The organism is Pedobacter sp. Leaf170 (genome assembly GCF_920984665.1).
Classification (GTDB): domain Bacteria; phylum Bacteroidota; class Bacteroidia; order Sphingobacteriales; family Sphingobacteriaceae; genus Pedobacter.
Genome location: NZ_CAKLBP010000005.1, coordinates 326,431 through 350,150, shown reverse-complemented (window position 1 = coordinate 350,150; position 23,720 = coordinate 326,431). Strand labels below are relative to the sequence as shown.

The window sequence follows — 23,720 nt, the reverse complement described above, 5'->3', positions numbered from 1 at the left end:
TGAAGATAATAGTGAAAATAACCAACTTGTGAGTTTTTTGAGATGGAAAGAAGTAAAAAAAATTTTCGGACAATAAAAGTTAATAAATATAGCGTTAAATATAAAATATCAGATTGCGTTAGTAACGAAGGTCGCTTTTTAAGCTACACGATTAACTTTTGCAATAGGACCCGATAAAACATCAAATATCCAGCCCCTTTACCTATAGGTGTATTATGCGATCTGTGCAAAAAAAATTAAATAATTTATGCGCATCAGTATTTTCATTGCGAGGTTCCGCTCACATTTAAGCTGGTCTATCATTTGCATTGATGGGCTGCGGATTGGCTTGAAAAGGCAAGTGAATAATGTACTTTTTATTTCACTTATTTTAGGATTTAAGACGGAAAACGAATAAAGCAATTTTCCACCTCTCTAAGTCGAGAGGTGAAAATCTATAATTGTTTTTTGTTAATTTATGCCTTAAGACCTAATAGATATAGAGCGTGATTACAATTTGCAGGTCAAAAGCTAAATTTATTACTGGTTGTAAGCTGCTGGATGTTGCTTAAACCTGGAAGCTGCCCGAGCAAAAGCCGTAGATATTACCCTTATAATGGACTGTATCTCTAACACTAGAAGCCACGGCCATCTGACAAACTGGGTCGGCCTTATTATCAATAGCATAGCCAGTTTTCATTGATTGAGGATGCAGTACAGCTTCCATTCCCCCATCGTACATTTCCTTCATGTCCTTTACAACGAAGGGGTCAGTATTATCCGTTCTTCCACCTTTAACTGGTGGCTGGGGATCATATTCCAGATCTAGCATAACCATCTGCGTATATTTTTCGCCCATGATATCCTTTATCACTGCAAGGCTCATGTCGATTCCGGCAGAAACACCTGCGCTGGTCCAGTACTTACCACTTTTTACGTAACGCTTATTTTGAGAACTAATCCCGAACTCATCTTTTAACAATGATTTCCCGTACCAGTGTGTTGTAGCCTGTTGGTTCTTTAATAGTCCTGTTGCGGCAAGTAACCATGCACCGGTACATACGCTGGTTGTGTATTTCGAGCGTTTGTCGATGTTCCTGATCCAAGTCAGCAAGGTAGTATCCTTTGTCAATGAATAGGATCTGTTAAGCCCCCCGGGATGACCAGAATATCAAGTTGCTTGACCTCATTAATGGAACTATCGCATTGCACGCTCATACCGGAAGTATAGATCATTCCCTTATGACGGCCGACGAAGAACACCTTTGCTCCCATCAGTTCACTAAATATATTATATGGACCCATTGCATCCAGCAACGCGTAATTATCATACAGCAGAATACCCACAGTTTTTATCTTTGACTTAGGTGCAGGAAAATCAATCCTTTGCTTTTCTGCACCTTTACCGTCTTGTTTTGTTTCCTTTTTTTTATCTGTGCAAGCTGCCATAATAATTGTCAGCAATGCAGCTAAAATTACTTTCTTCATTTGGATAGAATTAAAATTTTGCGGTAAATGTTGTTCCATAAGTTTTAGGGCTTCCAAGCATGAAGGATCTGAATGAGCCGTAGGCTACATACTTCGCGTTGGATGCGTTTCTCATCCAGCCACTAAGCTCAAATCTCCTAGTCGTAATACCTGTCTTGAAGTTAAAAAGAGTGTATCCTGGCTGGCTCAGGCCGTTAATAAAATCAAAATAAAACCTGCCCAAGTATCGATACTCTCCCCTGCCAAAAACAGATAGCCCTGGTTTACTTCTGGCAAAATTGTAGGTATATTGTGCAGCAAGCATAGAACTAAGGGGTGGAGTATTAATTGGCTGGTTTCCCTTGAAGTTAACCACTGCATTTTGATCTGCACTATAAAGTAACAGCGAGGAATAACGTGCGCGGGAAAAGCTTGCATTCCAGTCGATCTGCAAGCCTTTAACAGGCAACGCAGTAAGTTCCAGTTCCAGACCCTTATTTCGCATCTCACCCACATTTAAGATGAGTGCGTTGATGCCATCCATTGCAGTACTAATCTGCTGATTGTGCTGTTCTAGATAAAATGCAGTCAGGTTAAGCTTTAGCTTGTGATCAAAGAACATATTCTTCCAACCGATCTCAAAGTTGTCTGAATTCTCCGGTGCATAAGGAACCTGAGCCGGATCGGTAGCATTTGTATTCAATCCCCCGGCACGGAAACCTCGTGCATAGCTTCCATATAAGAGCATGTCCTGGTCTAATTTATAGCTCAAAACAAATTTTGGGGTAAGGCTTAATACATCCGTTTACCAAGAATTTGCCAATGTCTTCTAATTTTTGCAAAAATAAGGTTCGGTATATCCCTTATGCCTATTTTGCAAGCCTCAAGGCATCAGCGAACTCATCGGGGAGGGGGCTGTTTATGATAGCTATGGCGGATGCTTCCACATCGTACTCAACACGTCTGAATTCAATTTCGATACTATTTTTATCGGTTGTGGAACTGCCTGCATTTAAGTGAACTATAACGTAACATCCCTTTAGGTCCCCGTCTTTAGGCTTTCCGACGGATCCCAGGTTGATCAAATGTTTAAGCCGTCCATCTCGTGTCTCTAAGATTCGGTGATACGGTTTATGGGAGTGCCCGACAAAAAGCAGATCTGCCTCAGCTTCTTTAAGCATTTCCAAAACATAGTCTGCATCTGTGTCTATCAGGATATATTCATCTATGCTCCTGGTACTGCCGTGCGCAAAAACAAGGTTTAGTTTTTCACCGTTCAGTTTATATTCTAACCTGATATGTGCCGGAAGCGTTGTCAGATATTCCCTGTTATCCTCACGAATCAGGTGATAAGCATATTTTTTTTCCGGTTCATTTAAACTTTCAGGAGTGGTAATGATATTTTCAACTTTTTCGTCATGGTTGCCTTTTAAGGTTGCAATCCCTCTTCTGCGGATTTCATCAATGACTTCATTGGGATAGATATGGTAGCCTACAAGATCCCCCAGACAATATACGGCATCGGGCTTTTGGCTGTCCATATCTTGCAGCATGGCTTCAAAAGCGGGGAAATTGGCATGGACGTCAGAAAATAATGCAATTCTCATATCTGAAAAGGTGTTTAGAATTGTTTGTTAGTTAGTAGCCTCTGTTGTGGTATAATATTTTTTCCTGAACCAGAAGGCCAGATTAACCAAGGCAATCAATGCGGGTACTTCCACCAAAGGTCCGATTACTCCGGCAAATGCCTGTCCCGAATTGATTCCAAACACACCAATGGCCACGGCGATCGCCAGTTCAAAATTGTTACCAGTGGCAGTAAAGGCAATGGAAGTACTTCTAGAATAATCTGCCCCGAAATACCTGCCTGCAAAAAAGCTGACGATGAACATGATAGAGAAATAGATCACCAGCGGTATGGCAATACGAACCACGTCCATTGGTATCTGTACGATCAGGTTACCTTTCAGGCTGAACATAATGACAATGGTAAACAGCAAAGCGATCAGGGTTATAGGAGATATAAATGGGATAAACCTGTTCTGGAACCAGTCTTCACCTTTGAGTTTGATCAGTGCATATCTGCTGATAACACCCATTGCAAATGGCAATCCTAAATAAATGCCCACGCTTTTTGCGATCTCACCAATGGTTATATTTACCTCAAGGCTTTTCAGGCCAAAGAAAGGTGGCAATACGGTAATGAATATATAGGCAAACACGCTGTATAACAATACCTGGAAGATGCTGTTCAATGCGATCAGGCCAGCGGCATATTCGCGGTTACCTTCTGCCAGCTCGTTCCATACCACCACCATGGCGATACAACGTGCTAGCCCGATCAGGATCAGGCCAACCATATATTCAGGATAGTCCCTTAAAAAAGTAATGGCCAGAAAGAACATCAACAGCGGACCGACCACCCAGTTCAGCACCAGGGAAACGCTCAACACTTTGGTATCCTTAAACACTTCGCCCATATTTTCATATTTTACCTTGGCAAGTGGCGGGTACATCATCAGGATCAGGCCGATGGCCAGTGGGATGTTGGTTGTACCGCTGGAAAAGGAATTGATAAAACCGGAAGATGATGGGATAAAATAGCCGATGCCAACCCCTATCGCCATCGCGATAAAGATCCATAGGGTCAGGTAACGGTCAAGGAATCCCAGTTTTTTTCGTTCTTCAACGGGGGCACAATTGTTTGCACTCATGGTTTATCTGTTTATATACTGGTTTACAAAATCTGCTGAATAGGCTTTGATCAGCTCACGTACCCTTCTGAATTCGTCCATCATTTCCTCTGGCGTTCCTGTAGCCTTTGCAGGGTCAGGGAAATTCTTGTGGAAACGGTCTACTTTTCCCGGAAAGAAAGGACAGGCTTCATTGGCATTATCGCAAACAGTGATTACTGCATCAAAATCAATTCCGCCATATTCATCTACATGGTTCGAGGTATGTCCCGAAATATCGATATGATCTTCTGCCATGACTGCGATAGCTTTTGGATTTACGCCATGTGTTTCAATCCCTGCGCTGTATATTTCCACCTGATCTCCGGCAAAATGCCTTAAATAACCTTCTGCCAACTGGCTTCTACAGCTGTTTCCTGTGCAGAGTACTAATATTTTTTTCATGTTTTTATTCTTGTCCTATTATTTTACTTCTTCGTTCCATCAGCACTGTATCCCGCCATACCCCGTCCATCTTGCCGATCTTTTCGCGATAACCGATTTCTCTAAAACCAAGCTTTTCGTGCAGGGCGATACTACCCGTATTTTCAGGAAAGATGCCTGATTGCAGCGTCCAGATGTTACTGGCCTCACTTTCGGTAACCAGCTTTTGCAATAGCGCCCCACCTATCCCTTTACCTCGATAGCCTTCATGTATATAAACGCTCACTTCTGTTACCCCTGCATAGACACATCTGCCTGAAACAGGGGTTAAAGCTGCCCAGCCTGCCACGTTACCATCAATGATAGCAACATAGCGGAGACCAGCCAGGTGGCCTTTGTCCCATTCTTCCCATGCCGGGGCATCGGTCTGAAAGGTAGCCTGCTTAGTGGCGATACATTGTAGATAAATAATTCTAACCTCTTCCCAGTGCAAGGGGAGTAATTCTATAATTTCCATACGCTGATTAGCAGCAGCCCGAACCGGGTTCACAGGTCTGTCCCGCCCCAGCAAGGTTTACCATCTGTAATTTTGGTTTTTCTTCTTTCACCGCTGGTGCACAGCATTCTTCCCCTGTTTCTGTTGTTCCACAACTTCCCCCACGTCCGATTGCTTTGCACTGCGTAAAATCAGGGATCAGGTTAACGATCAGGTTATCGCCATCGATCAAAAATTCGCCGGGATACATCTGTCTGGTATCAAACTGTGAGTTTCCAAACTCTATCTTAACGGTTCCCAGGGGGTTAAGTGGTAAAGATTTTTCTACCAGACTTACAATCGACAACGCTTTGCTAACCTGCATGGCCCTTTCGCTTTCCTGTACGGATGGCTCCCAAAGCTGTACGATAATTTCTGTCCAGGTATTCATTTTTCCTCCGCAATCCACAGATACGATCGGTGCCTGTTTGATTTCGGTAATATGGTATGAAGCGTCTACCCACTTACCTTCCGCATACTGGAATTGAAGGATCAGTTCTGGATGTTGTTCTAATGTGGCTTTGAATGTTTGCCAGTTAGTCAATTCTGCATTGTTCATAATATTGCAATTTAACGATTGATATAAATAAAAAAAGGTTAGCAGCAGCTGGTTTCGCCTTTGTACGAGCCAAAGAATGTACCCAACTGTTCTTCCAATAATTTCCAGGTTTTAGGGTTGATACAATAGCAGACACTCACGCCTTCGATCGTTCCCTGAATGATCCCGGCTGTTTTAAGTTCTTTAAGGTGTTGCGAAATGGTTGCCTGTGCTAAGCCCAATTCCTCTACCAGATCCCCGCAGATACAGGTATTGGATATAAGGATCCTTTGCAGGACGGCGATGCGGGCAGGATGCGCAATTGCTTTCAGCAGTGTGGAAAGCTGGTTCTGCTCGTCGGTGAATATTTCTGATCTTGTAAGTCCCATAATTTTATATCGCAATATTACGATATAAAATCAATAACCCAAAATTAATTTGATTTTTATTTGTGCTGACTAGAAAATCAAAAAGCTGCATTTTACGTTTTCATCCGCTTGAAAAAACCAAAGCCTGCGATCTATTAGGTACTTCAATAACGTCCATCGGTAACAGCATCTACCTTATTTCTTAATTAAAAAATATCAGTCGATTTTGGCATTTCTCAATCTCAGGGAATTTAATATAACTGAAACCGAGCTAAAGCTCATCGCGAGTGCAGCGATCATTGGAGAAAGTAAAATTCCAAAAAACGGATATAAAATACCTGCCGCTATCGGAATGCCCAATATATTGTATCCCAGGGCAAAAAACAGGTTTCCTTTGATATTTGCCATAACGTTATGGCTTAACAACCTTGCTTTTGCGATCCCGTTTAAATCTCCCTTCACCAATGTAATCGCGGCGCTCTGGATCGCTACATCCGTTCCCGTGCCCATCGCAATCCCGATATCAGCCTGGGAAAGTGCAGGGGCATCATTGATGCCGTCACCTGCCATGGCTACCTTTTTGCCTTGGGCCTGTAGTTTTTTTATTTCATTCAGCTTATCTTCCGGTAACATCTGAGCTTTGAAACCATCCAGATTTAAAGTTGAGCTTACTACCCTCGCTGTATCCTCATTGTCTCCGGTAAACATAATCACCTTGATGCCTTCCTGCTGGAGCTTTAGAATCGCAGCTGCGCTGGAAGGCTTGATCTTATCCGAAATCACGACAAACCCCACTGCCTGATTTTCAACCGCCAAATAAGAAACTGTTTTACCCTGCCTTTGAGCGGCACTAACCTGCTCGGCCAGACTTGGATCAATCACCGCTTTAACATGCTCCATCAGTTTTTGGTTCCCCAAAGCCAGTCTTTCCCCATTCAGACTGCCTGTTACTCCCTTCCCGGTAACGGCCTCAAAGTCAGATATAGCCTTAACGGATATTTCGTTTTCCTCCCCATAACGCAAAGTTGCCTGAGCCAATGGATGTTCGCTGCTGCTGTTCAAAGCCACAATTTTTTCGAGTATATTCTTCTGAGAAAAATCTGGATTTACACTGACCACCTTTTCTACCGAAGGTTTACCTTCTGTAACCGTACCCGTCTTGTCGATGACCGCTACATCAATCGCATTCATTTTCTCAAGGGATTCCGCATTTTTGATCAGTATCCCAGACTGGGCGCCCTTCCCTACTCCCACCATTACGGACATTGGGGTAGCCAGGCCCAGCGCACATGGACATGCAATAATCAATACCGCGATTGCATTTACAAAAGCATAAACGTAGGCTGGATCGGGGCCGTATACTGCCCACACCACGAACGTTGCGATGGAAATCAATACCACAACAGGCACGAAATAACCTGAGATTTTATCCGCCATCTTTTGGATGGGCGCTTTTGAGCGGCTGGCGGAATTGACCATTTCGATGATCTGTGACAGCAGTGTTTCTGAGCCCACTTTTTCGGCAAGCATCACAAAAGTCTTATTGCCGTTGATGGTGCCTGAACTTACCTTGTCGCCTATTTTTTTCTCAACAGGAACGGGTTCTCCTGTGATCATTGATTCATCAATTATAGCTTCCCCGGTCTTAATACTACCATCCACCGCAATTTTGTCACCAGGCTTGACCCTCAGCAGATCTCCTTTCTGAATATCATCAATAGATACTGATATTTCCTTGTCCCCAACCACTTTTGTTGCTGAATTAGGGGCCAGCTTCAACAGCTCCTTAATGGCGCTGTTGGTTTTGCCATGCGCCCGGGCTTCCAAAAGCTGACCGAGCAGTACCAGCGTAAGAATCACGGTTGCCGCCTCAAAATAAACGAAAACGGTGCCATGATGTGTTTTAAACTGATCAGGAAAAACTCCGGGGAATAGAAGGGCAACAATACTGAAGCCCCAGGCAACCCCGGCACCAATCCCAATCAGTGTAAACATGTTCAGTTTCCAGGTTATTATAGATTGCCATGCCCGCTGAAAGAACATCCAGGTTGCATAAAAGACCACCGGAATAGAAAGAAAAAACTGAACCCAATTCCAGTATTTAAGTTCCAATAGATCAAACAATGGATTATTTGGAATCATTTCAGTCATGGCTATAACAAAAATGGGTATGGTAAAACCTGCTGCTATCTTGAACTTTTTGAGCAGGGTTTCATAAGTTTTATCTTCTTCTTCAAGGTTTGTCCCAGTAGGCACCAGGTCCATTCCGCAGAGCGGACATGATCCTGATTTGTCCCTGATAATCTCGGGATGCATGGGGCAGGTAAATTGAGATGCCTGTTTCTTGGCAGGCTGTTTTACCAGGTCCATCCCGCATACAGGGCAGTGACCTGGCTTATCATAAGTCTTCTGACTTTCACAGTGCATAGGACAATAAAACAGGCCTCCCTCTTCATTTTTATCATCATTTTGAGCCGCGGGACTTTGCTCATTGGCTGAATGATCCTGATTATGATGTTCTGACGAATTTAGAACATGTTTTCCCTGAACTGCCATTTCAATACCATAATGTCCGGCGGCAGAAAGAGCCTCCTGCAGCTTTTCTATGGGGATATGTTCTTGCATAGTTATGACGGCTTCAGCAGGTTCAAGGGTTACCTGTGCAGAAACGCCATCAATCGCATTCAGCACATTTTCAACTTTGCTCCGACAGCCCTGACAGCTCATTCCGGTTATTTTATAGGTGTGTTCCATGTTTTTGATTTGTTAGTAGCTTAATGTCAATCCGGCGCCATAGCCCATATCACTGTCGTAATGTGTTGAAAGCCCAAAGTACTTCGTAACGATGTACCTGAATCCGGCCATATATTCCTTATCGGTATTGACCATAAACTGGAAGCGCAGTCTTTTGGAAACAGGGATATCTTCCCTCATCAGCTGAAACCTGACATTCCCCTTGTGATCGAGGGAAGCATCTGCAACGATCAACAGCGGTAGGGTATATTGAACTCCCAAATGAAATACCTGCCTGAAATTTTTGGTATTTCCCTGCCCGAAAAGATTGTTTCCCGGCGAAAGTGATTGCCCGAAAACATTCTTGTCCAAGGGATCAACCGTTCTTTTTCTAAAATCCCATCCGACATAGGGCAATAGCCATTGGTTTCGCCCGATATATCTTCCAAAATGACTTTCACTTTCATAGCCCATTTCCTTGTCAAACCCAATCCGCCATTCAGTGGTAAAGCGGTAACGGGTATTGGCGAGCATAAACTCACCATCACTTCCGTTTGTTTCAATCCCAACCCGTGCCATTGGATGAAATGCCCTGTCATCACTGAAAAGTTTTCGCTGTGCCAGCTTGGGGTCCGGAATTTCGGGATTAGGCGGAGAATTCTCATAACTGAATACCCTTCCCATACCGCTCATCATATGGTAGAGAATATGGCAGTGGAAGAACCAGTCGCCTCCTGGCTCTGTTGCTGCAAATTCAAGGGTATCCCGCTCCATGGGCATGATGTCGATAATGTTCTTCATTGGGGCATATTCTCCCTGCCGGTTAATTACCCTGAAGTCATGGCCGTGAAGGTGCATAGGATGGCGCATCATACTGTTGTTGTAAAGGATTATCCTAACATTTTCGCCCTTTTTTATCAGTATCTTATCGCTTTCAGAAACAGTTTTGTTATCCAGCGTCCAGACGTAACGGTTCATATTTCCCGTAAGGTCAAACTTGAGTTCCTTCCATGGGCCTTTTGGCAGGGTTGTTTTCTTTGGATCTCGAAGCATATTATAGTTCAGAGTAACGATATCGGCGGTTTCTGCCTCCATATTCATCCCTGCCATGGTCTTGTCAACAGACATCTGCATACCCGGCATCCCTTTCATTTTTTTCTCTGTTTTCGGATTTTCTTCGCCGGTTACCTCCGGGTACATCACCGTATTCATATCCATAAGCTGGTTCTGCATCTTCATGCCTTCCATCTGTACCATATTGCCGCTCATATCCATCATATCGTTCATCATCTTCATTCCGGCAAAATATTTCAGTTTGGGCATTTTCTCTGCATGCACCTTTTCTCCCTTGCCCAGCCATAGCGATGCTGATCCCGTACGGTCTTCAGGAGTGACCAAAAATTCATAGCTCTTATTTTCCGGAATCGTGACCACTACATCATAGGTTTCGGAAACCGCTATAATCAGCCTGTCGACCTCTACAGGCTCCACATCATTTCCATCAGTCGCCACAACGGTAATCTTGCCCCCTGCATATTTAAGCCAGAAATAATCTGAGGCACCCCCATTTGCAATACGCAGCCTTACCTTGTCCCCAGCCTTGAACTGCGGCTGTTCGTTCTGATTTTTCCCATTGATGAGAAAGGCTTCATAATACACATCGCTCACATCCATGGCATTCATGCGCTTCCATTCATTGGCTACCTTTGTTTTAAAATGTCCGGTCCTGATCGCTTCTGCATAACTCTGGGTAGTCCCTTTTTTGATTGCAAACCAGTCGTTGGCATTTTTCAGGCTTCTATGAACCTCCTCGGGCTTCATATCTGTCCATTCGCTAATGACTACTGGAAGGGTTGGAATATCCCACTCCGTACGTTTGTTCATTATAAATGCCCCATACATACCTATCTGTTCCTGAAGGCCGCTATGGCTGTGGTACCAGTGCGTTCCATGCTGGACGATGGGGAACTTATAGATGTAAGTAGCGTGCGGTTTGATCGGCATTTGGGTCAGAAAAGGAACACCGTCCATCTTGTTCGGAAGAAAAAGTCCGTGCCAGTGCAGTGCGGTTTCCTCGTCAAGATTATTATGCACGTAGATCAGTGCGGTATCGCCTTGCGTAAAGGTCAGTGTCGGCATAGGAATCTGTCCGTTTACCGCAATTGCCCGCTTTGATTTTTTTCCATAAGTTACCGTTGTATCGGCTATGTAAAGATCATAACGCACGGTGCGTGGCGGAAATTTATTCGAAACGGTTCTAATCGGGCCCAAATTAGCCTTTGCAGTTTTGATATTTTCCATGTCAGAACCGTTATCATCCATTGCCATGCCCGCCATATCACCCACATCCTCACTCTTTTTGGAACTTTCCTTTATTTCCCCATTCTTCTCAGGGTTAGCCTTGGGCTTTTCCTTAACAAGCTTCATCCCACATTTGGGACAGTTGCCAGGTTTGGAATCATGGATCTCGGGGTGCATTGGGCAGGTATAGGTTACTGATTCTGGTTTCGGCTTACTTTCCAATTTTTCTGCCGGCATTTTCATGACTTCCATAGCCCCCTTTTTTGCTTCCTGTTTCTTATTGAGTAGATCAGCTGTCTTTGCCTTATCCGCTTTACCTTTCTGCAGGATAAGCTTCATTCCGCACTTTGGACAGTTCCCGGGTTTTTCCGATTGTATTTCCGGGTGCATCACACAGGTATAGATCACCCTGGACTGACCAGCACTGCCGTTCTTGTCCGTTTTCATTCCCTTCATATCCTGGGCGGAAACCACAGAATAGAGTATCAATAAAAAGACTGTTAATATATTTTTCATTTCTTTGTTAATTTAAAGAGCAGTGAGATTCTTTCTGGTCAAACTATCCCTTGAATCCTGTACCCACTTTATGAGTATCGACTTTTCCCTCGGATCTAATATTGCATTTCTGTGGATCATGATATAAGAAGAAAGCGGCATTGTACCATCTTTTAAGCTATTTTCTATGGCCCGAAGTTTGTTCTGACGCCTTCGCAAGGTATAGCCGGCGAATTCATTAAAGTTTAGCTCCTCTTTTCCCGATCGTATGTGACTGTTAAGGTACCAGTGAAGCGGCTGAACATAGGCATACCATGGATATTCTGTGTTGTTGCTATGACAGTCATAACATGATTTTTTAAGTATCCCCTGTACATCATCAGGCACAGGAACAAGTGTGGATATATCCTGAGGCATAACCTGCGCGCTTTTATTGCGTGCAGGCTGTAAGATCTGCATAAGCAGGAAGATAACTAATAGCCCAAGAAAGATTTTCTTTATGCCCGTCATTTTTGTGCTATTTCAGTTCTTCCTTAACAGTACCACAGGTCGGCATCGTTTTTCCAAGGTAAGGGTTTTTGATCTCCTTTACCTCACTCACCCACATCGCACCCTTGTTGTTGTTGTACATGGGACAACGGTCAACATACAGGGGCTTGTCAGTGCCAAGGAGCTTGATCATGTCGTACATGTCTTTGCTCAGCATATCGAAATGCTCACGTTGATGGGCAATATTGCCTGCATTGGAACCGATATGCTCTGCGTGCTCCTTGGCATCATCCCGAATATCGCTATATGCCCTGGCCTGCTCCGAGGTCAATGATTTTTCATCAAAACTGGCGAACCCTGCGACTATTTCACTGCCTGCGGCAGCAGCTTGTTTATCATCGTCCGTGGTAAGGGCATTTTTCAGTTTCAGATAGCCGGATAAAAGCGCAGCCGTTTGGTTTTTTTTTACCTTATTGGTTTCCCTAGAAACATTTTTGGTCGTGGAATCCGCTACAGCAGAATCTTGCTTTTCATTTTTGCCATTTGTACAGGCGGCAAGGAAAAATAGTGGGCCCAGAAGGCTATATATTAATGTTTTCATTGTTATTGATATATTTTGAATAAATTATTTCGAGCTGTATGTAGAATATATGCACAGCTATATTGAACGGACCAAAACATCTCAATGCTAAATGTCCGTTCAATAACAATATGAATTATTTGATAGTCTCTTTTACTGCACCACAGGTCAGCATCTGCTTACCGAAATAAGGGTTTTTGATGCCAGCGTTATCAGAAAGCCAATAGCTCTTTTTCATCGGACAGTAGGCATAATAAACAGGCGCTTTGGTGAGTTTAACCGCTTTCGCCAGTTTAAAAAGATTGGCAGAAAAAGTTGCGAAATGTTCTCTCTGATGGGCAATATCCTTACTCTCCAATATGTGTTTGGCATCAAAGGCAAGCTTATCCTTCAAACCCATAAATATATTCATATCGGCTTCTGCCATTGATTTCATGTCCATATTGACCAACTCTTTGGAAAACTCAGCGGCTTTTGAGGCGGCGACTGTCGCATCTGCATTTATCAATGCATTTTTGATATCGTAATAAGAAGTTAAAAGTGACTGTGTCTGGCTATTTTGCGCAATGACGCGGCCAGTGAAAACGATTGCCAATAGGACAACCAGAAGAAATATTTTTTTCATGATTTTAAGATTAAATGTTTACGCTATTTCCGCAGGAGTTTTGTCCGCGCGAAAGTCAGGCACCATGTCAATGTAACACGGGCTCTATTGGTAATTCGTGGTGAAATCTTATATCTGAAAGCTATTGATGGTTATCCGGATGTCCCTATTGGGTGGCCGCTCCCGCTGTCCGGCGTAAACACTCTTTTTGAGAACCAGTTTGACAGAAGGAATTAAAAAATTGTAATGATAATCTGGAAGCAATAGAACAGGTAGGATAACCTGGTTTTTAACGCTTTGGGGAACAAGCTTCCCCTGAACCACAAGGTCGTTGACCAGAGTCTTGCAACAGGGTTCTTCTTTTGAAAGATTCGGTCCATTTGAAGCGCTGTGTTTATGCACATGTGCCCCTTTATGCTGATGATCATGTTTGTGATTATTCTTTTTAGAGGAAACATGTACATCACTTTCTCCATGATTATCTCTTTCCATTCCAACTGCACAGGCAAAGCCAACAACAGTGTTGAGCAGAAAAATCACTAAAAGAAAGATGGCTTTGGTTTTCATCAGACTACAAATCTATATAAAGATGCGAAATTAAATTTATATAATTTTCCATATCTTTTATATAATTATATTAGAAAATCACCTCAAATTTCTGACATTGAACTTGTTTCAATATTTTTCGGCCCCTCGAAAAGTAATTTCGTTTCGCCGACTCCGACCTGTCAAATGCTGGATTTGCTTTTCTACAAAGTCCAGACAGTATTTAGCGCAATCAAGTTACATACTATGCCAAATTTTACTTACCATGGGTATTTATCCATAACATATGACGCACCAAATCATAACCTTACCCTCCATTTTTAAATATCGATTCACTCTCCAACAGGTAGGCTCCAGTTGTGACCACTATTTCACCTGGTGAAATGCCGGACAATACCTGCACATAACCCTCGTTCCCTGCTCCGGTACTGACCTTTCTTCCAGAAAAACTTCCATCACTATTTTTGATCCATACCTTATTGCCTTTACCTCCTGCGAGTATTGAAGATCTGGGCACAGCAACAGCATTCTGTTTTCCATTATCAATGGAAATGTATGCCAACATCCCCGGCCTGATCAGCCCTTGCGTATTTGGAACTGCGATCCGGATGAGCACAACCTTAGATTCATCTGATAGTTCAGGATTTAAAAATCCGACCTTACCTTTAATAACCTGTCCGTTCAGGTCTGGAAAAGAGACATTCACCATGTCATTTTCCTTATAGTTTCCGCTTTCGCTGGCATATAACTGCGCCTCTATCCATAGACTGTTCAACCCTTGGGTTTTTAATATAGCCATCCCTTCGGTTACATAGTCACCTTCATGGACCGCTATATCACTTACCGTTCCATTGACCTTACTGTATATGGTAGCTGTTGCCGATGCTTTGGATAAAGAAGAAAGGCTTTTGATCTGGGCGGTGTTCAGCCCCCACAATAATAATTTGTGCTCTACTGTCTTGATCAGGGCCTCATAATCTACATCGGGATTATTTAAAACTTTCTGTTGCTGTCTTGCCAAAAGGTATTCTTTTTCGGCCGATAAGAGGTCTTCACTATAAATGGAATACACTGCCTGACCAATTGTTATTTTCTCTCCTACAGACCTAACAAATAAACGCTGTATCCGTCCGGCTATTCTTGCACTGATCTCTTCTGCCCTACTTTCATCTGTAACAACAGTTCCGGTCAGCAGTTTTTCACCCCCTGTATTTTCTTTCCTTACTGTATCAACCATTATTCCGGCTAACTGGATCTGACTTGCGGTTAATGTTATTTTTTCCGTGGCTGAATTCCCTGAACCAGTAAGCTCAACTTTGATCAGCTTCATACCACAGATCGGACAGTTGCCCGGATGGTCTTCATGTATCTGTGGATGCATCGAACAGGTATAGTAAAATTTGCTTTTTACTTTTACCACCGGCTGTACTTTTTGTTTACAGCTGTTGAATATACTTACTGAAAGCACCACAAACAGCAAGACACAGATCCTTTTCAGGTTAATTCTTTTTATATTATTCATGACCCTTTGTTTTGATGAAACTCTCGCTGTCTGTTAAATACCCTGCATCTACTGCCAGCGTATCGGTTGCGGAAAGGCCTCTTGTTATCTGTATTTCGTTCCCATTGAAAGTCCCAATATTTACGCTATGTGCATAGTATGAGCCGCCTTTTTTTAACCAGATTATTTTTGTCTGCCCAAGATCCTGCAGAGCAGACCTCGGTATCCAAAGCCCTTTGGATTTTCCCGTCCCTATCGAGGCATTGATTAAACTGTTTACCTTCAGCTGATGTTCCATATTGTCCAGATAAACCCTGACGCTAACTGTTTTGTCACCTTGCTGAAGGGTAGGTTCAATAAAATCTACTTTCCCATATAGCGTTTTACCTGGCAGATCGGGTAGTGTAATCTTAACCGGTTGATTTAACTGTAAGCTGGCCAGTGAATTTCTGTCAATCTTGATAATGGCCCACAGCCTATGGGGGTCAACAACATTGAACAAAGTCTGTCCTTTTTCTACATATATCCCCTCTTTTATAGCAAGGGGCATGTTACGACTGAAATCAGGGCCTTGGTCTGAACCCACTGCCCCAGCCATCTGGCTATGTGCAGCATCATGGACATGCCCTTCGTAGGCACTGTATACTGGTAAGCTATAAAATGCTTTGCCCGTTCTGACTACCTGCTCAACCTGGACAGCTGTCATTCCAAGCAGCAATAGTTTTTGCTTAGCAGCCCTGAGCAACTCGGTTTCGCCTGAAGAATTCTTTGCGATATAGATCAGGTCCTGTTGAGCGGTTACCATATCTGCACTGTATATATCAAAGATGCGCTGTCCCGGATGGATCTTCTGAAAGGCAAATTTGATGTACACCTTTTCGATGCGTCCGGAAAAACGCGAGGCGATATTGTTAAATGTCCGGGTATCAAAATCCAGATAACCTTCTGCGGAGACCTGCGTGGCCACTTCTTTTTCTTGGGGCAAGGCAAAAGCCACCGAGGAGATCACCGTACTGTTAACAGGCTCCAAAACTGTTTTTAAGCTGATGCACGAACCCTCGCTTGCCTGACCTGCTTTTTTTACCAGTGTCATCCCACAGATCGGACAATTACCAGGATGATCCTCCAGTACCTGTGGATGCATCGGGCAGGTATATTGTACAGCGGTTTTGGATTGAGACCCGACCGGTGCCTGGTTAGGATTGGAACAGGCGGCGATCAGCAACATACCAAAAAGAATGACCGGTAATATGATCTTAATGCATTTCATTTTCTTTTTCATAAGCTACCTGTATTAATAATATTTCCCCTAACCGTTCTAAAGCATCTATCCTTGCTGTCTGCAGACTTTTTATGCTTTCCAGTACTGGCAGCAGTTCACCGGTATTCTGTTCATAGACGAGGAGCGATGTTTTATAACTGTTCTGTAGGGCGGGAATAATGTTCTGCCGGTAGTTTTTCAACTGCCTGGATTTACCTGTCCATGCAGCCTTCAGTCCAGCCAGCTCTCCTTCTGCCTGGTTGAGGAGCGAGATCTTGCGTTCGCGCTGCTGATCTATTTCGTATTGATTGCCCTTCAGGTTTGCTTTATAGCTCTTGGAAGACCAGGGTGCAATTGGGATGGTGATTGAACCCATTAAAATGTACTGGTTGGGCATCCCGCCATAACTGAACATATGTCCCGCCTGCAGCCCGAAGTCGGGTTTACGTTTACTGTATTCTACTTTGGCATTAAGCTGTTGCAGTTCTATACTGCGATCAATCCCCCTGATATCGCTCCGTACCGATGCAAGTGTAGCCGTATCGGTCACTGTAGCCGCATAATCCCTGACCACAAGACTCGTGTCTACCATAAAATCCTGCCCCTTGTCCCGGTTCATCAGTGTATTGAGCAGGATATTTTTCTGTTTGATTTCACTTTTAATTTCTTCCCGGCTATTGTCCAGTTGAAACAGTTCAGCTTTGGTCTTATAGATATTATCCAGTTTTTCCTTTCCATAGGTAAGCCGGATATTGGAAGCCTTTAACATGTATTCCAGTAAGCCACTGGTGTTATCCAAAACTGCCAGTTTCTTTTCCAGGATTGCCCGCTCAAAATAATATTGTTTGGCCTGTGCGTTCAACTGGTTGTTCATGTATTTCTTTTCTTCGGCGGTAACCCTGGATATGCTTTTCATGTAGTTTTCCTTTGCACGGAGCTTGGCCGGGTTGGTGAACATCTGATCGGCAGTAACCATAAAGGAACCGCCATCGGGCTTAAGCTGATAAGGCGTCTGGTACTGTCCTGCGCTCAGCTTTGGGGCATCCAGGCTTCTGGCAGAGCCCGCGTAGGCATTCTGCGCATTGATCTGCGCGTCGTAAGTCCGCAATAAGGGGTTGGCCGCAACCCTTGCCAGCACGCTGTCCAATGATAGGTATTCCTGCTGTGCCTTAACCGTTAAGCTAAGGGTACACAACAATAGGCCGTATATTATTCGATGATTTATTTTCATGGCTTTATTCTTTTACGTCCAGCACTTCCAGTTTGCCATACTTCCTGAGTTCGTGCTCTTTGACCATTAGAAAAATGAGTGGGGTAACAAGGAGTATATGCGTTGAAGAGGTTAATACACCGCCAATCATGGGAAGCACGATCGGCAGCATCACGTCACTTCCTGTCCCTGTAGCCCATAATACCGGAACCAGACCAAATAGGGCGACGCAGACAGTCATCAGTTTTGGGCGCAGCCGCTTTACCGCGCCGTTCATCACATAGGTCCGCAGGTCTTCTTTACTGATTGTTTCGCTGGAATTACCTTTCTCCGCGACCAGCCGCTGCATGGCATCATTGAGGTATATGACCATCACGATCCCCGTTTCAACGGCAATACCGAACAGGGCAATAAAACCTACTGCAACAGCAACAGATAAATGCACACCAAAAAAATAAACCATATATGCCCCGCCGATCAGGGCAAAGGGGATAGAGATAAGACTGAAGAAGGCTTCCCTTATCGAATGAAAAGCAAAATACAGGCAGGCGAAAATGATCAGCAGCACAATGGGCATAACGAGCTTCAACGTACGTTCGGCACGGATCAGGTTCTCGTACTGTCCGCTCCATTCTATAAAATATCCCTTGGGCAGGGTTTTCGCCATACCGTTCAGTTTATCCTGCGCTTCTTTGACTGTACTGCCCAGATCACGGCCACGTACATTAAAGAGTACCGTTCCGCGCAGCAGTGCGTTTTCTGACTGGATCATCGCCGGCCCGTCACTGATGGTAATATGGGCAACCGAAGATAGCGGGACAGGCCCGAATGATGGGGTCTGCACCAGTGTGCGCCTGATCTCATCCAGGCTGCTCCGATAATCCTGTGCCAGCCTTAGGTTTACGCTGAAGCGCCTCCGGCCCTCAATGGTTGGCGTAACGTTCATGCCGCCCAGGGCACTTTCTACCACCTGGTTTACATCGTCTACACTGAGTCCATATCTTCCTATTGCTTCCTTATCAACCTGTATATCCAAGTAGCGCCCGCCGGTAATCGGATCCACATAAAGATCCTTGACCCCGTTCAGTCCCTGTAGTGCCTGCTTCATCCTGCCGGATAAAGCGTAGAGGGTATCCAGGTTCTGCCCATAAACTTTTAAACCTACGTCGGTACGGATACCGGTAGAGAGCATATTGATGCGGTTGATGATCGGTTGGGTCCATCCGTTTACCACCCCGGGGATCTGAAGCTTCGCATTGAGTTCATTTATGATGTCTTCTTTTTTAATGCCCTTGCGCCATTCGCTCCTGGGCTTTAGAAGAACAATCGTTTCTACCATACTGATTGGAGAATTATCCGTGGCTGTATTTGCCCTGCCGGCTTTGCCCAGTACATTTTTGACTTCGGGTACACTTTTAATGATCCTGTCCTGTACCTGCAATAACTGTTTGGCCTGCGAATTGGAAATATCGGGCAGGGTTACCGGCATAAACAGGATCGATCCTTCGTCAAGCGGGGGCATAAATTCACTGCCCAGACTGAGCAGCAATGGGACACTGATCAGAAGTGCAATGATATTGATCCCGATTGTTGTCTTCCTCCATTTCATGCACCAGCTGAGGATGGGCTGATAGATTTTTTCAAGGGTTCGGTTCAATGGGTTATGCGCGTCAGTCCTTAGCTTTCCCTTTAGAAAAAACGAGATCAGCACGGGTGCCAGTGTTACTGCCAGAACAGCATCTATGGCCAGTATAAATGTCTTTGTCCATGCCAGCGGGCCAAACAGCTTGCCTTCCTGCCCTTCGAGCAAAAATACCGGCAGAAAAGAAGCGACAATGATCAGGGTTGAGAAAAAGACACCCCGGCCAACCTGTTTGCAGGAGGCTTCTATAATTTTGATTCTTTCGGATGTGGTCATAACGTTTCTTCTTCTTGTGCAATGGATAGGTTGCGGTGTGAATTTTCGACCATGACAATGCCGTTGTCTACAATAACGCCTATGGCAAGTGCAATACCGGTCAGGGACATAATGTTGGAGCTGATGCCAAATGCATTGAGTAGGATAAAGCTTGCTGCGATGGTAATGGGTATCTGGATGATGATGCTCAGGGCACTTCTCCAACTGAACAGAAACAGGATGACAATAATGGATACGGTGATCATCTCCTCGATCAGTGTATGCTTTACCGAGCTGATGGCGCTTTCGATCAGTTCACTCCTGTCGTAAGCAATCTTAAACTTTACACCTGAAGGCAGTCCGCGCTCGATCTCCTTCATCTTGTCCTTGACCGCGTGGATAACCTGGTCTGCGTTTTCGCCATAACGCATCACCACGATCCCCCCAACGGCCTCACCTGTGCCGTTCTCATCAAAGATGCCCAGGCGCAGGTCTCCGCCCATCTGAACGGTGGCAATATCGCGTACCCTGACAGGAACACTTTTTATCGTGCCGATCGAGATATCCTCAACATCCTTCAGGCTTTTGATATAACCGAGGCCACGGACAATGTAGCCGGTTCCGTTCATTTCAAACTTGCGGCCACCGACATCGTTGTTGTTGCTCTTGACGGCCTTAAGTACCTGGGATAAAGGAATGTTATAGTAATTGAGTTTATGTGGGTCAATATTGATCTGGTACTGTTTTTCAAACCCTCCGAAGGAAGCGATTTCACTTACGCCGGGAACCGTCTGCAGGCCGAGCTTGATATACCAGTCCTGGAGTGCGCGCTGCTCGCCAAGATCTATGCCCCTCGCATCAAGGGTATACCAAAGCACATGCCCAACCCCAGTTCCATCAGGGCCAAGTGTTGGCGTAATACCTTCAGGCAATAAACGTTGTGCATAGTTTAGCCGTTCAAGCACACGGCTCCGTGCCCAGTAGACATCTACCTTATCATCAAAAACAATATAAACAAAGCTCATCCCGAACATGGATGTAGCACGGACCGCCTTGACCCTGGGAATGCCCTGAAGGTTGCTCACCAAGGGATAGGTCACCTGGTCTTCCATGATCTGGGGACTCCGGCCCTGCCATTCGGTAAAAACGATTACCTGGTTTTCCGAAAGATCGGGTATGGCATCGATTGGGTTTTCGCGGATGGCATAACTGCCCCATGCAAATAAGGCTATTGCGACCAGCAGGACAATATACCTGTTCTTTAAGGACAGGGAAATAAGTTGATTGATCATCTTAATTATAATTGGCCCGGAACACGCCGTTCCGGGCATGATGAACTTACATTTTCATTTTACCTGTTTGCTTTTTAGGCGCTTCCCTTTTTACGAGCGTCATGCCGCATTTGGGACATTTCCCGGGCTTATCGCTTAAAACTTCCGGGTGCATCGTGCAGGTGTACTGCACTTTGGGCACAACAGCCTTTTTTGTTTTTACGGTAGCCTGTTTGGTGGGCTTGGCGGGTGTCTGCGCAAATAGGGAGATACCAGAAAACAGCATGGCAAATGCCACAAAAACTAATTTTTTCATGTGTTGGAATTTTAGGAATTGAATAATGGCATAGAGCCAAACAATGGCCTACGCGTGATTTATAATTAAGAAAATTGATTAAAAACGGAATGCTCCGCAATCTTTTCCAGAGAGGAAAAGGCAGAAAAGAGGATTAAATCCGGTAAGTGCAGTTGAGGATATAGATCGGTGTCTCGGGCTGCCTGGGCGGGGCATTGGCCTGATAAGGCTGAACGTCGGCGCGATCAGTAAAGAGATTTACCTGTGAAAACCGTATAGGTTCGGGAAGGACCGCTGGCATAGGAACATCCAAGGTCACCACATCAGCACTGAAATGGGTGTCCTTAATTTTAAGGCTTTTCCTTTCGTTCTTACAGCAGTTATCCTTTGTTTTGGCCTTAACATCGTTCTGGTCTGGTAAAGCAAGGATAAGTTTTACTGAAGCCAGTCTTCCACAGCAATAAAAACGGTTTACAGCCATCCCTAAAGAGGATAGCATGTAGATCACTGTTATTATTATGACTGCTGTACGTTTCACAATTCTAATATAAGAATATTTTAGATGAACTAAGTAAAGTTAACCTGAAATCAGATTACAGGTTTATATAATTTCCGGAAAATGTTATAAGATTATGATTGCAGTCGGTCAGGTTCAAAGTATCCGTCAAAACAAATCATATACTTTCCGTATAAAAAAAATCAAAAAGACAGTATTTAAGCATTTGCTTAAATAATTATATACCCATACCTTTAGCCCTTGATGATAAAAAACACGGACAATCTGAGTAACTGTATCCGGGAAAAAGCAAACCCGATGCAGATTAATGGATGCAGAAACAAGATCAAGGAAAACGCATACTCTTTTTCCCAATTGTCGGGTATATTATCCTTAGCTGGAAATGAAGTCCGCCTGAAAATACTTTATCTGTTGCAACAGGAAAAGGAGTTGTGTCCCTGTGATCTAAGTGATATCCTTGGCATGAGCATCCCGGCAGTTTCTCAACATCTGCGTAAGATGAAAGATGGCAATATTATAGGATTCAGAAAAGACGGTCAGACAATATTCTATTCCCTTCGGAATGAACACCTAAGACTGATGCAGCCTTTCTTTACTATGATTAATCAAGCCAATGCTTTAATTGAAACAGTATGAGCAAAGTAAAACATAACAACAAACTCATAGGTTCGGGAATACTTTTGGCACTCAGTTCTTCCCTTTGCTGTATTGTTCCATTATTGGCACTGCTGGGTACCACGGGAAGTACCTTATCCATGTTCAGTTGGATCGCTCCCTTAAGGCCATACCTGTTAATGGCAACTGCCCTGATTTTAGGTTTTGCCTTTTACAGGGCATATAAACCCACTCCAAAAGATGGATGTGGTTGCCCGGAAAGGAAAAACTGGCTGCAATCCAAAGGCTTCTTATGGATAGTAACAGCACTTTCAATCGTGCTGGCTTCTTTTCCGTATTATGCAAAGTTCCTCCAAAAGAAATTGCCAAAACAAGAAATTAGCATTAACTCCAATGTTCAACAGACTGTTATTCAAATTCAGGGAATGAGCTGTTCTTCTTGTGAAGGTCATGTAAATCATGCCTTGCGGGAAAGAAAGGGTGTGCTGGAAGTCAGAACTTCATATTTAAAAGGTGAATCCTTTGTAAAGTTCGACAGTACCCAGATATCAATTGTGCAGTTAGTCTCTTCCATCGAACATGAAACCGGTTATAAAGTAAAAAGCAAAAAAAAAGATGTCAACTAAAACAATATTCCTGCAATCAATAATCACCTGCCCACTTTGCCAGCATCAAAAGGAAGAGTCAATGCCTACGGATGCCTGCCAGTATTTTTACGAATGTGAAAACTGTCACGAGCGCTTAAAACCATTACAGGGTGACTGCTGTGTCTTCTGTAGTTACGGAACAGTAAAGTGTCCACCGATACAGGAAAACAGAACCTGCTGTTCTGCCAAATAATTCTTTTAGAACAGCAAAAAAAAAGCGCTTATCGAATGCTGGAAAATAGATAAATTTTTATGATAGGATTTAAAAAAAGCATTCCGGCACTGCCGGTTGTAAGTATAGCGAAGGCTGTAGAATTTTATGAGAACAGGATGGGTTTCACTACGCGTCACAAAGAGGAAACATTCGCAATAGTTGTACGGGGTGGAATCGAAATTCACCTATGGGCATCTTGTGACCGGAGCTGGAAATATAGAAGCATAATGCTTTTTCTAAAGCCAATCTGGAGCGGCGCAGAAACATTTCTAGCAGGGACAGCGAGCTGCAGGATAGAGGTAGAGGGAATCGATGAACTACATCAAGAGTATAAAACACAGGGAGTGCTCCACAATGAACATTCAGACATCGAAGAACAGCATTGGGGGCATAGGGATTTCTCGATACTTGATCTTCACGGAAACCTTATTACATTTTATGAGGAAATTGGTTGAGTGTCTTTAATGTAGCTCCGGGAAGTACCTGATTTATATTGGCGTATTTAATGATGGCTTATATGTATTTGGACAAAGGCGGTAGC

At 43.9% G+C, this 23,720-nt stretch carries 22 protein-coding genes and 2 pseudogenes; 4 read left to right on the top strand and 20 right to left on the bottom strand.

Going from position 1 to position 23,720, the window contains the following annotated elements; genetic code table 11:
- Positions 1–547: 547 nt before the first annotated feature.
- The 20 genes and pseudogenes from LUA90_RS14085 to LUA90_RS13995 form a co-directional block, all read right to left on the bottom strand.
- A pseudogene (locus tag LUA90_RS14085) lies at positions 548–1,284 on the bottom strand (DJ-1/PfpI family protein).
- Between the two features lie 193 nt (positions 1,285–1,477).
- Positions 1,478–2,224, bottom strand: a pseudogene (locus LUA90_RS14080) (TonB-dependent receptor domain-containing protein); the annotation flags it as partial.
- 91 nt (positions 2,225–2,315) lie between these two features.
- Positions 2,316–3,053, bottom strand: a complete 738-nt coding sequence (locus tag LUA90_RS14075; RefSeq protein ID WP_039474405.1) for a metallophosphoesterase — start codon at positions 3,051–3,053, stop codon at positions 2,316–2,318.
- 27 nt (positions 3,054–3,080) lie between these two features.
- Entirely contained in the window at positions 3,081–4,160 is a 1,080-nt protein-coding gene (gene arsB / locus LUA90_RS14070) for an ACR3 family arsenite efflux transporter (protein ID WP_131538571.1), read from the bottom strand.
- Between the two features lie 3 nt (positions 4,161–4,163).
- On the bottom strand, positions 4,164–4,583 hold the full coding sequence (locus LUA90_RS14065) for an arsenate reductase ArsC (RefSeq protein WP_039474411.1): 420 nt from the start codon (positions 4,581–4,583) through the stop codon (positions 4,164–4,166).
- A 4-nt stretch (positions 4,584–4,587) separates the two neighbouring features.
- Positions 4,588–5,079, bottom strand: a complete 492-nt coding sequence (locus LUA90_RS14060) for a GNAT family N-acetyltransferase (RefSeq protein WP_231491315.1) — start codon at positions 5,077–5,079, stop codon at positions 4,588–4,590.
- Positions 5,080–5,086: 7 nt separating this feature from the next.
- Positions 5,087–5,656 (bottom strand): DUF6428 family protein, encoded by a 570-nt coding sequence (locus LUA90_RS14055; protein ID WP_039474418.1) that lies wholly within the window; start codon positions 5,654–5,656, stop codon positions 5,087–5,089.
- A gap of 38 nt (positions 5,657–5,694) precedes the next feature.
- Positions 5,695–6,024 carry a helix-turn-helix transcriptional regulator gene (locus LUA90_RS14050; protein ID WP_231491314.1) on the bottom strand — a complete coding sequence of 110 codons (330 nt, stop codon included), beginning with the start codon at positions 6,022–6,024 and terminating at the stop codon, positions 5,695–5,697.
- 195 nt (positions 6,025–6,219) lie between these two features.
- Positions 6,220–8,757: a heavy metal translocating P-type ATPase gene (locus tag LUA90_RS14045; RefSeq protein WP_231491313.1), complete on the bottom strand. Its 2,538-nt coding sequence runs from the start codon at positions 8,755–8,757 to the stop codon at positions 6,220–6,222.
- 12 nt (positions 8,758–8,769) lie between these two features.
- Positions 8,770–11,553 carry a multicopper oxidase domain-containing protein gene (locus tag LUA90_RS14040; RefSeq protein WP_231491312.1) on the bottom strand — a complete coding sequence of 928 codons (2,784 nt, stop codon included), beginning with the start codon at positions 11,551–11,553 and terminating at the stop codon, positions 8,770–8,772.
- Between the two features lie 12 nt (positions 11,554–11,565).
- Positions 11,566–12,042: a heme-binding domain-containing protein gene (locus LUA90_RS14035; RefSeq protein ID WP_039474427.1), complete on the bottom strand. Its 477-nt coding sequence runs from the start codon at positions 12,040–12,042 to the stop codon at positions 11,566–11,568.
- A 7-nt stretch (positions 12,043–12,049) separates the two neighbouring features.
- Complete coding sequence (locus LUA90_RS14030) at positions 12,050–12,622, bottom strand: DUF3347 domain-containing protein (RefSeq protein ID WP_231491311.1); 573 nt, start codon at positions 12,620–12,622, stop codon at positions 12,050–12,052.
- A gap of 115 nt (positions 12,623–12,737) precedes the next feature.
- Entirely contained in the window at positions 12,738–13,226 is a 489-nt protein-coding gene (locus LUA90_RS14025; protein ID WP_039474432.1) for a DUF3347 domain-containing protein, read from the bottom strand.
- A 108-nt stretch (positions 13,227–13,334) separates the two neighbouring features.
- On the bottom strand, positions 13,335–13,772 hold the full coding sequence (locus LUA90_RS14020) for a hypothetical protein (RefSeq protein WP_131538574.1): 438 nt from the start codon (positions 13,770–13,772) through the stop codon (positions 13,335–13,337).
- A gap of 286 nt (positions 13,773–14,058) precedes the next feature.
- Positions 14,059–15,273: an efflux RND transporter periplasmic adaptor subunit gene (locus tag LUA90_RS14015; RefSeq protein WP_052266075.1), complete on the bottom strand. Its 1,215-nt coding sequence runs from the start codon at positions 15,271–15,273 to the stop codon at positions 14,059–14,061.
- Positions 15,266–16,534, bottom strand: a complete 1,269-nt coding sequence (locus tag LUA90_RS14010) for an efflux RND transporter periplasmic adaptor subunit (protein ID WP_231491310.1) — start codon at positions 16,532–16,534, stop codon at positions 15,266–15,268. The genes LUA90_RS14015 and LUA90_RS14010 overlap by 8 nt, the downstream gene beginning before the upstream one ends.
- Complete coding sequence (locus LUA90_RS14005; RefSeq protein WP_082018557.1) at positions 16,509–17,744, bottom strand: TolC family protein; 1,236 nt, start codon at positions 17,742–17,744, stop codon at positions 16,509–16,511. Before LUA90_RS14005 ends, LUA90_RS14010 begins: the two co-directional genes overlap by 26 nt.
- 4 nt (positions 17,745–17,748) lie before the next feature.
- Complete coding sequence (locus LUA90_RS19485) at positions 17,749–19,641, bottom strand: efflux RND transporter permease subunit (protein WP_039474440.1); 1,893 nt, start codon at positions 19,639–19,641, stop codon at positions 17,749–17,751.
- Positions 19,638–20,912: an efflux RND transporter permease subunit gene (locus LUA90_RS19480; protein ID WP_039474443.1), complete on the bottom strand. Its 1,275-nt coding sequence runs from the start codon at positions 20,910–20,912 to the stop codon at positions 19,638–19,640. Before LUA90_RS19480 ends, LUA90_RS19485 begins: the two co-directional genes overlap by 4 nt.
- Before the next feature lie 46 nt (positions 20,913–20,958).
- On the bottom strand, positions 20,959–21,207 hold the full coding sequence (locus LUA90_RS13995; RefSeq protein WP_039474446.1) for a heavy metal-binding domain-containing protein: 249 nt from the start codon (positions 21,205–21,207) through the stop codon (positions 20,959–20,961).
- 739 nt (positions 21,208–21,946) lie between these two features.
- Between LUA90_RS13995 and LUA90_RS13990 the strand changes: the two genes are divergently transcribed.
- From LUA90_RS13990 to LUA90_RS13980, 4 genes are read left to right on the top strand one after another with little or no spacing between them, the layout of a single operon-like run.
- On the top strand, positions 21,947–22,339 hold the full coding sequence (locus tag LUA90_RS13990) for a metalloregulator ArsR/SmtB family transcription factor (RefSeq protein ID WP_039474454.1): 393 nt from the start codon (positions 21,947–21,949) through the stop codon (positions 22,337–22,339).
- Positions 22,336–22,944 (top strand): mercuric transport protein MerTP, encoded by a 609-nt coding sequence (gene merTP, locus LUA90_RS13985; RefSeq protein WP_231491309.1) that lies wholly within the window; start codon positions 22,336–22,338, stop codon positions 22,942–22,944. Before LUA90_RS13990 ends, merTP begins: the two co-directional genes overlap by 4 nt.
- Complete coding sequence (locus LUA90_RS19510; RefSeq protein ID WP_082018558.1) at positions 22,934–23,158, top strand: GDCCVxC domain-containing (seleno)protein; 225 nt, start codon at positions 22,934–22,936, stop codon at positions 23,156–23,158. The genes merTP and LUA90_RS19510 overlap by 11 nt, the downstream gene beginning before the upstream one ends.
- Positions 23,159–23,217: 59 nt before the next feature.
- The gene (locus LUA90_RS13980) at positions 23,218–23,634 is read left to right on the top strand and encodes a VOC family protein (RefSeq protein WP_231491308.1); all 417 of its coding nucleotides are present in this window, start codon (positions 23,218–23,220) and stop codon (positions 23,632–23,634) included.
- Positions 23,635–23,720: the final 86 nt, after the last annotated feature.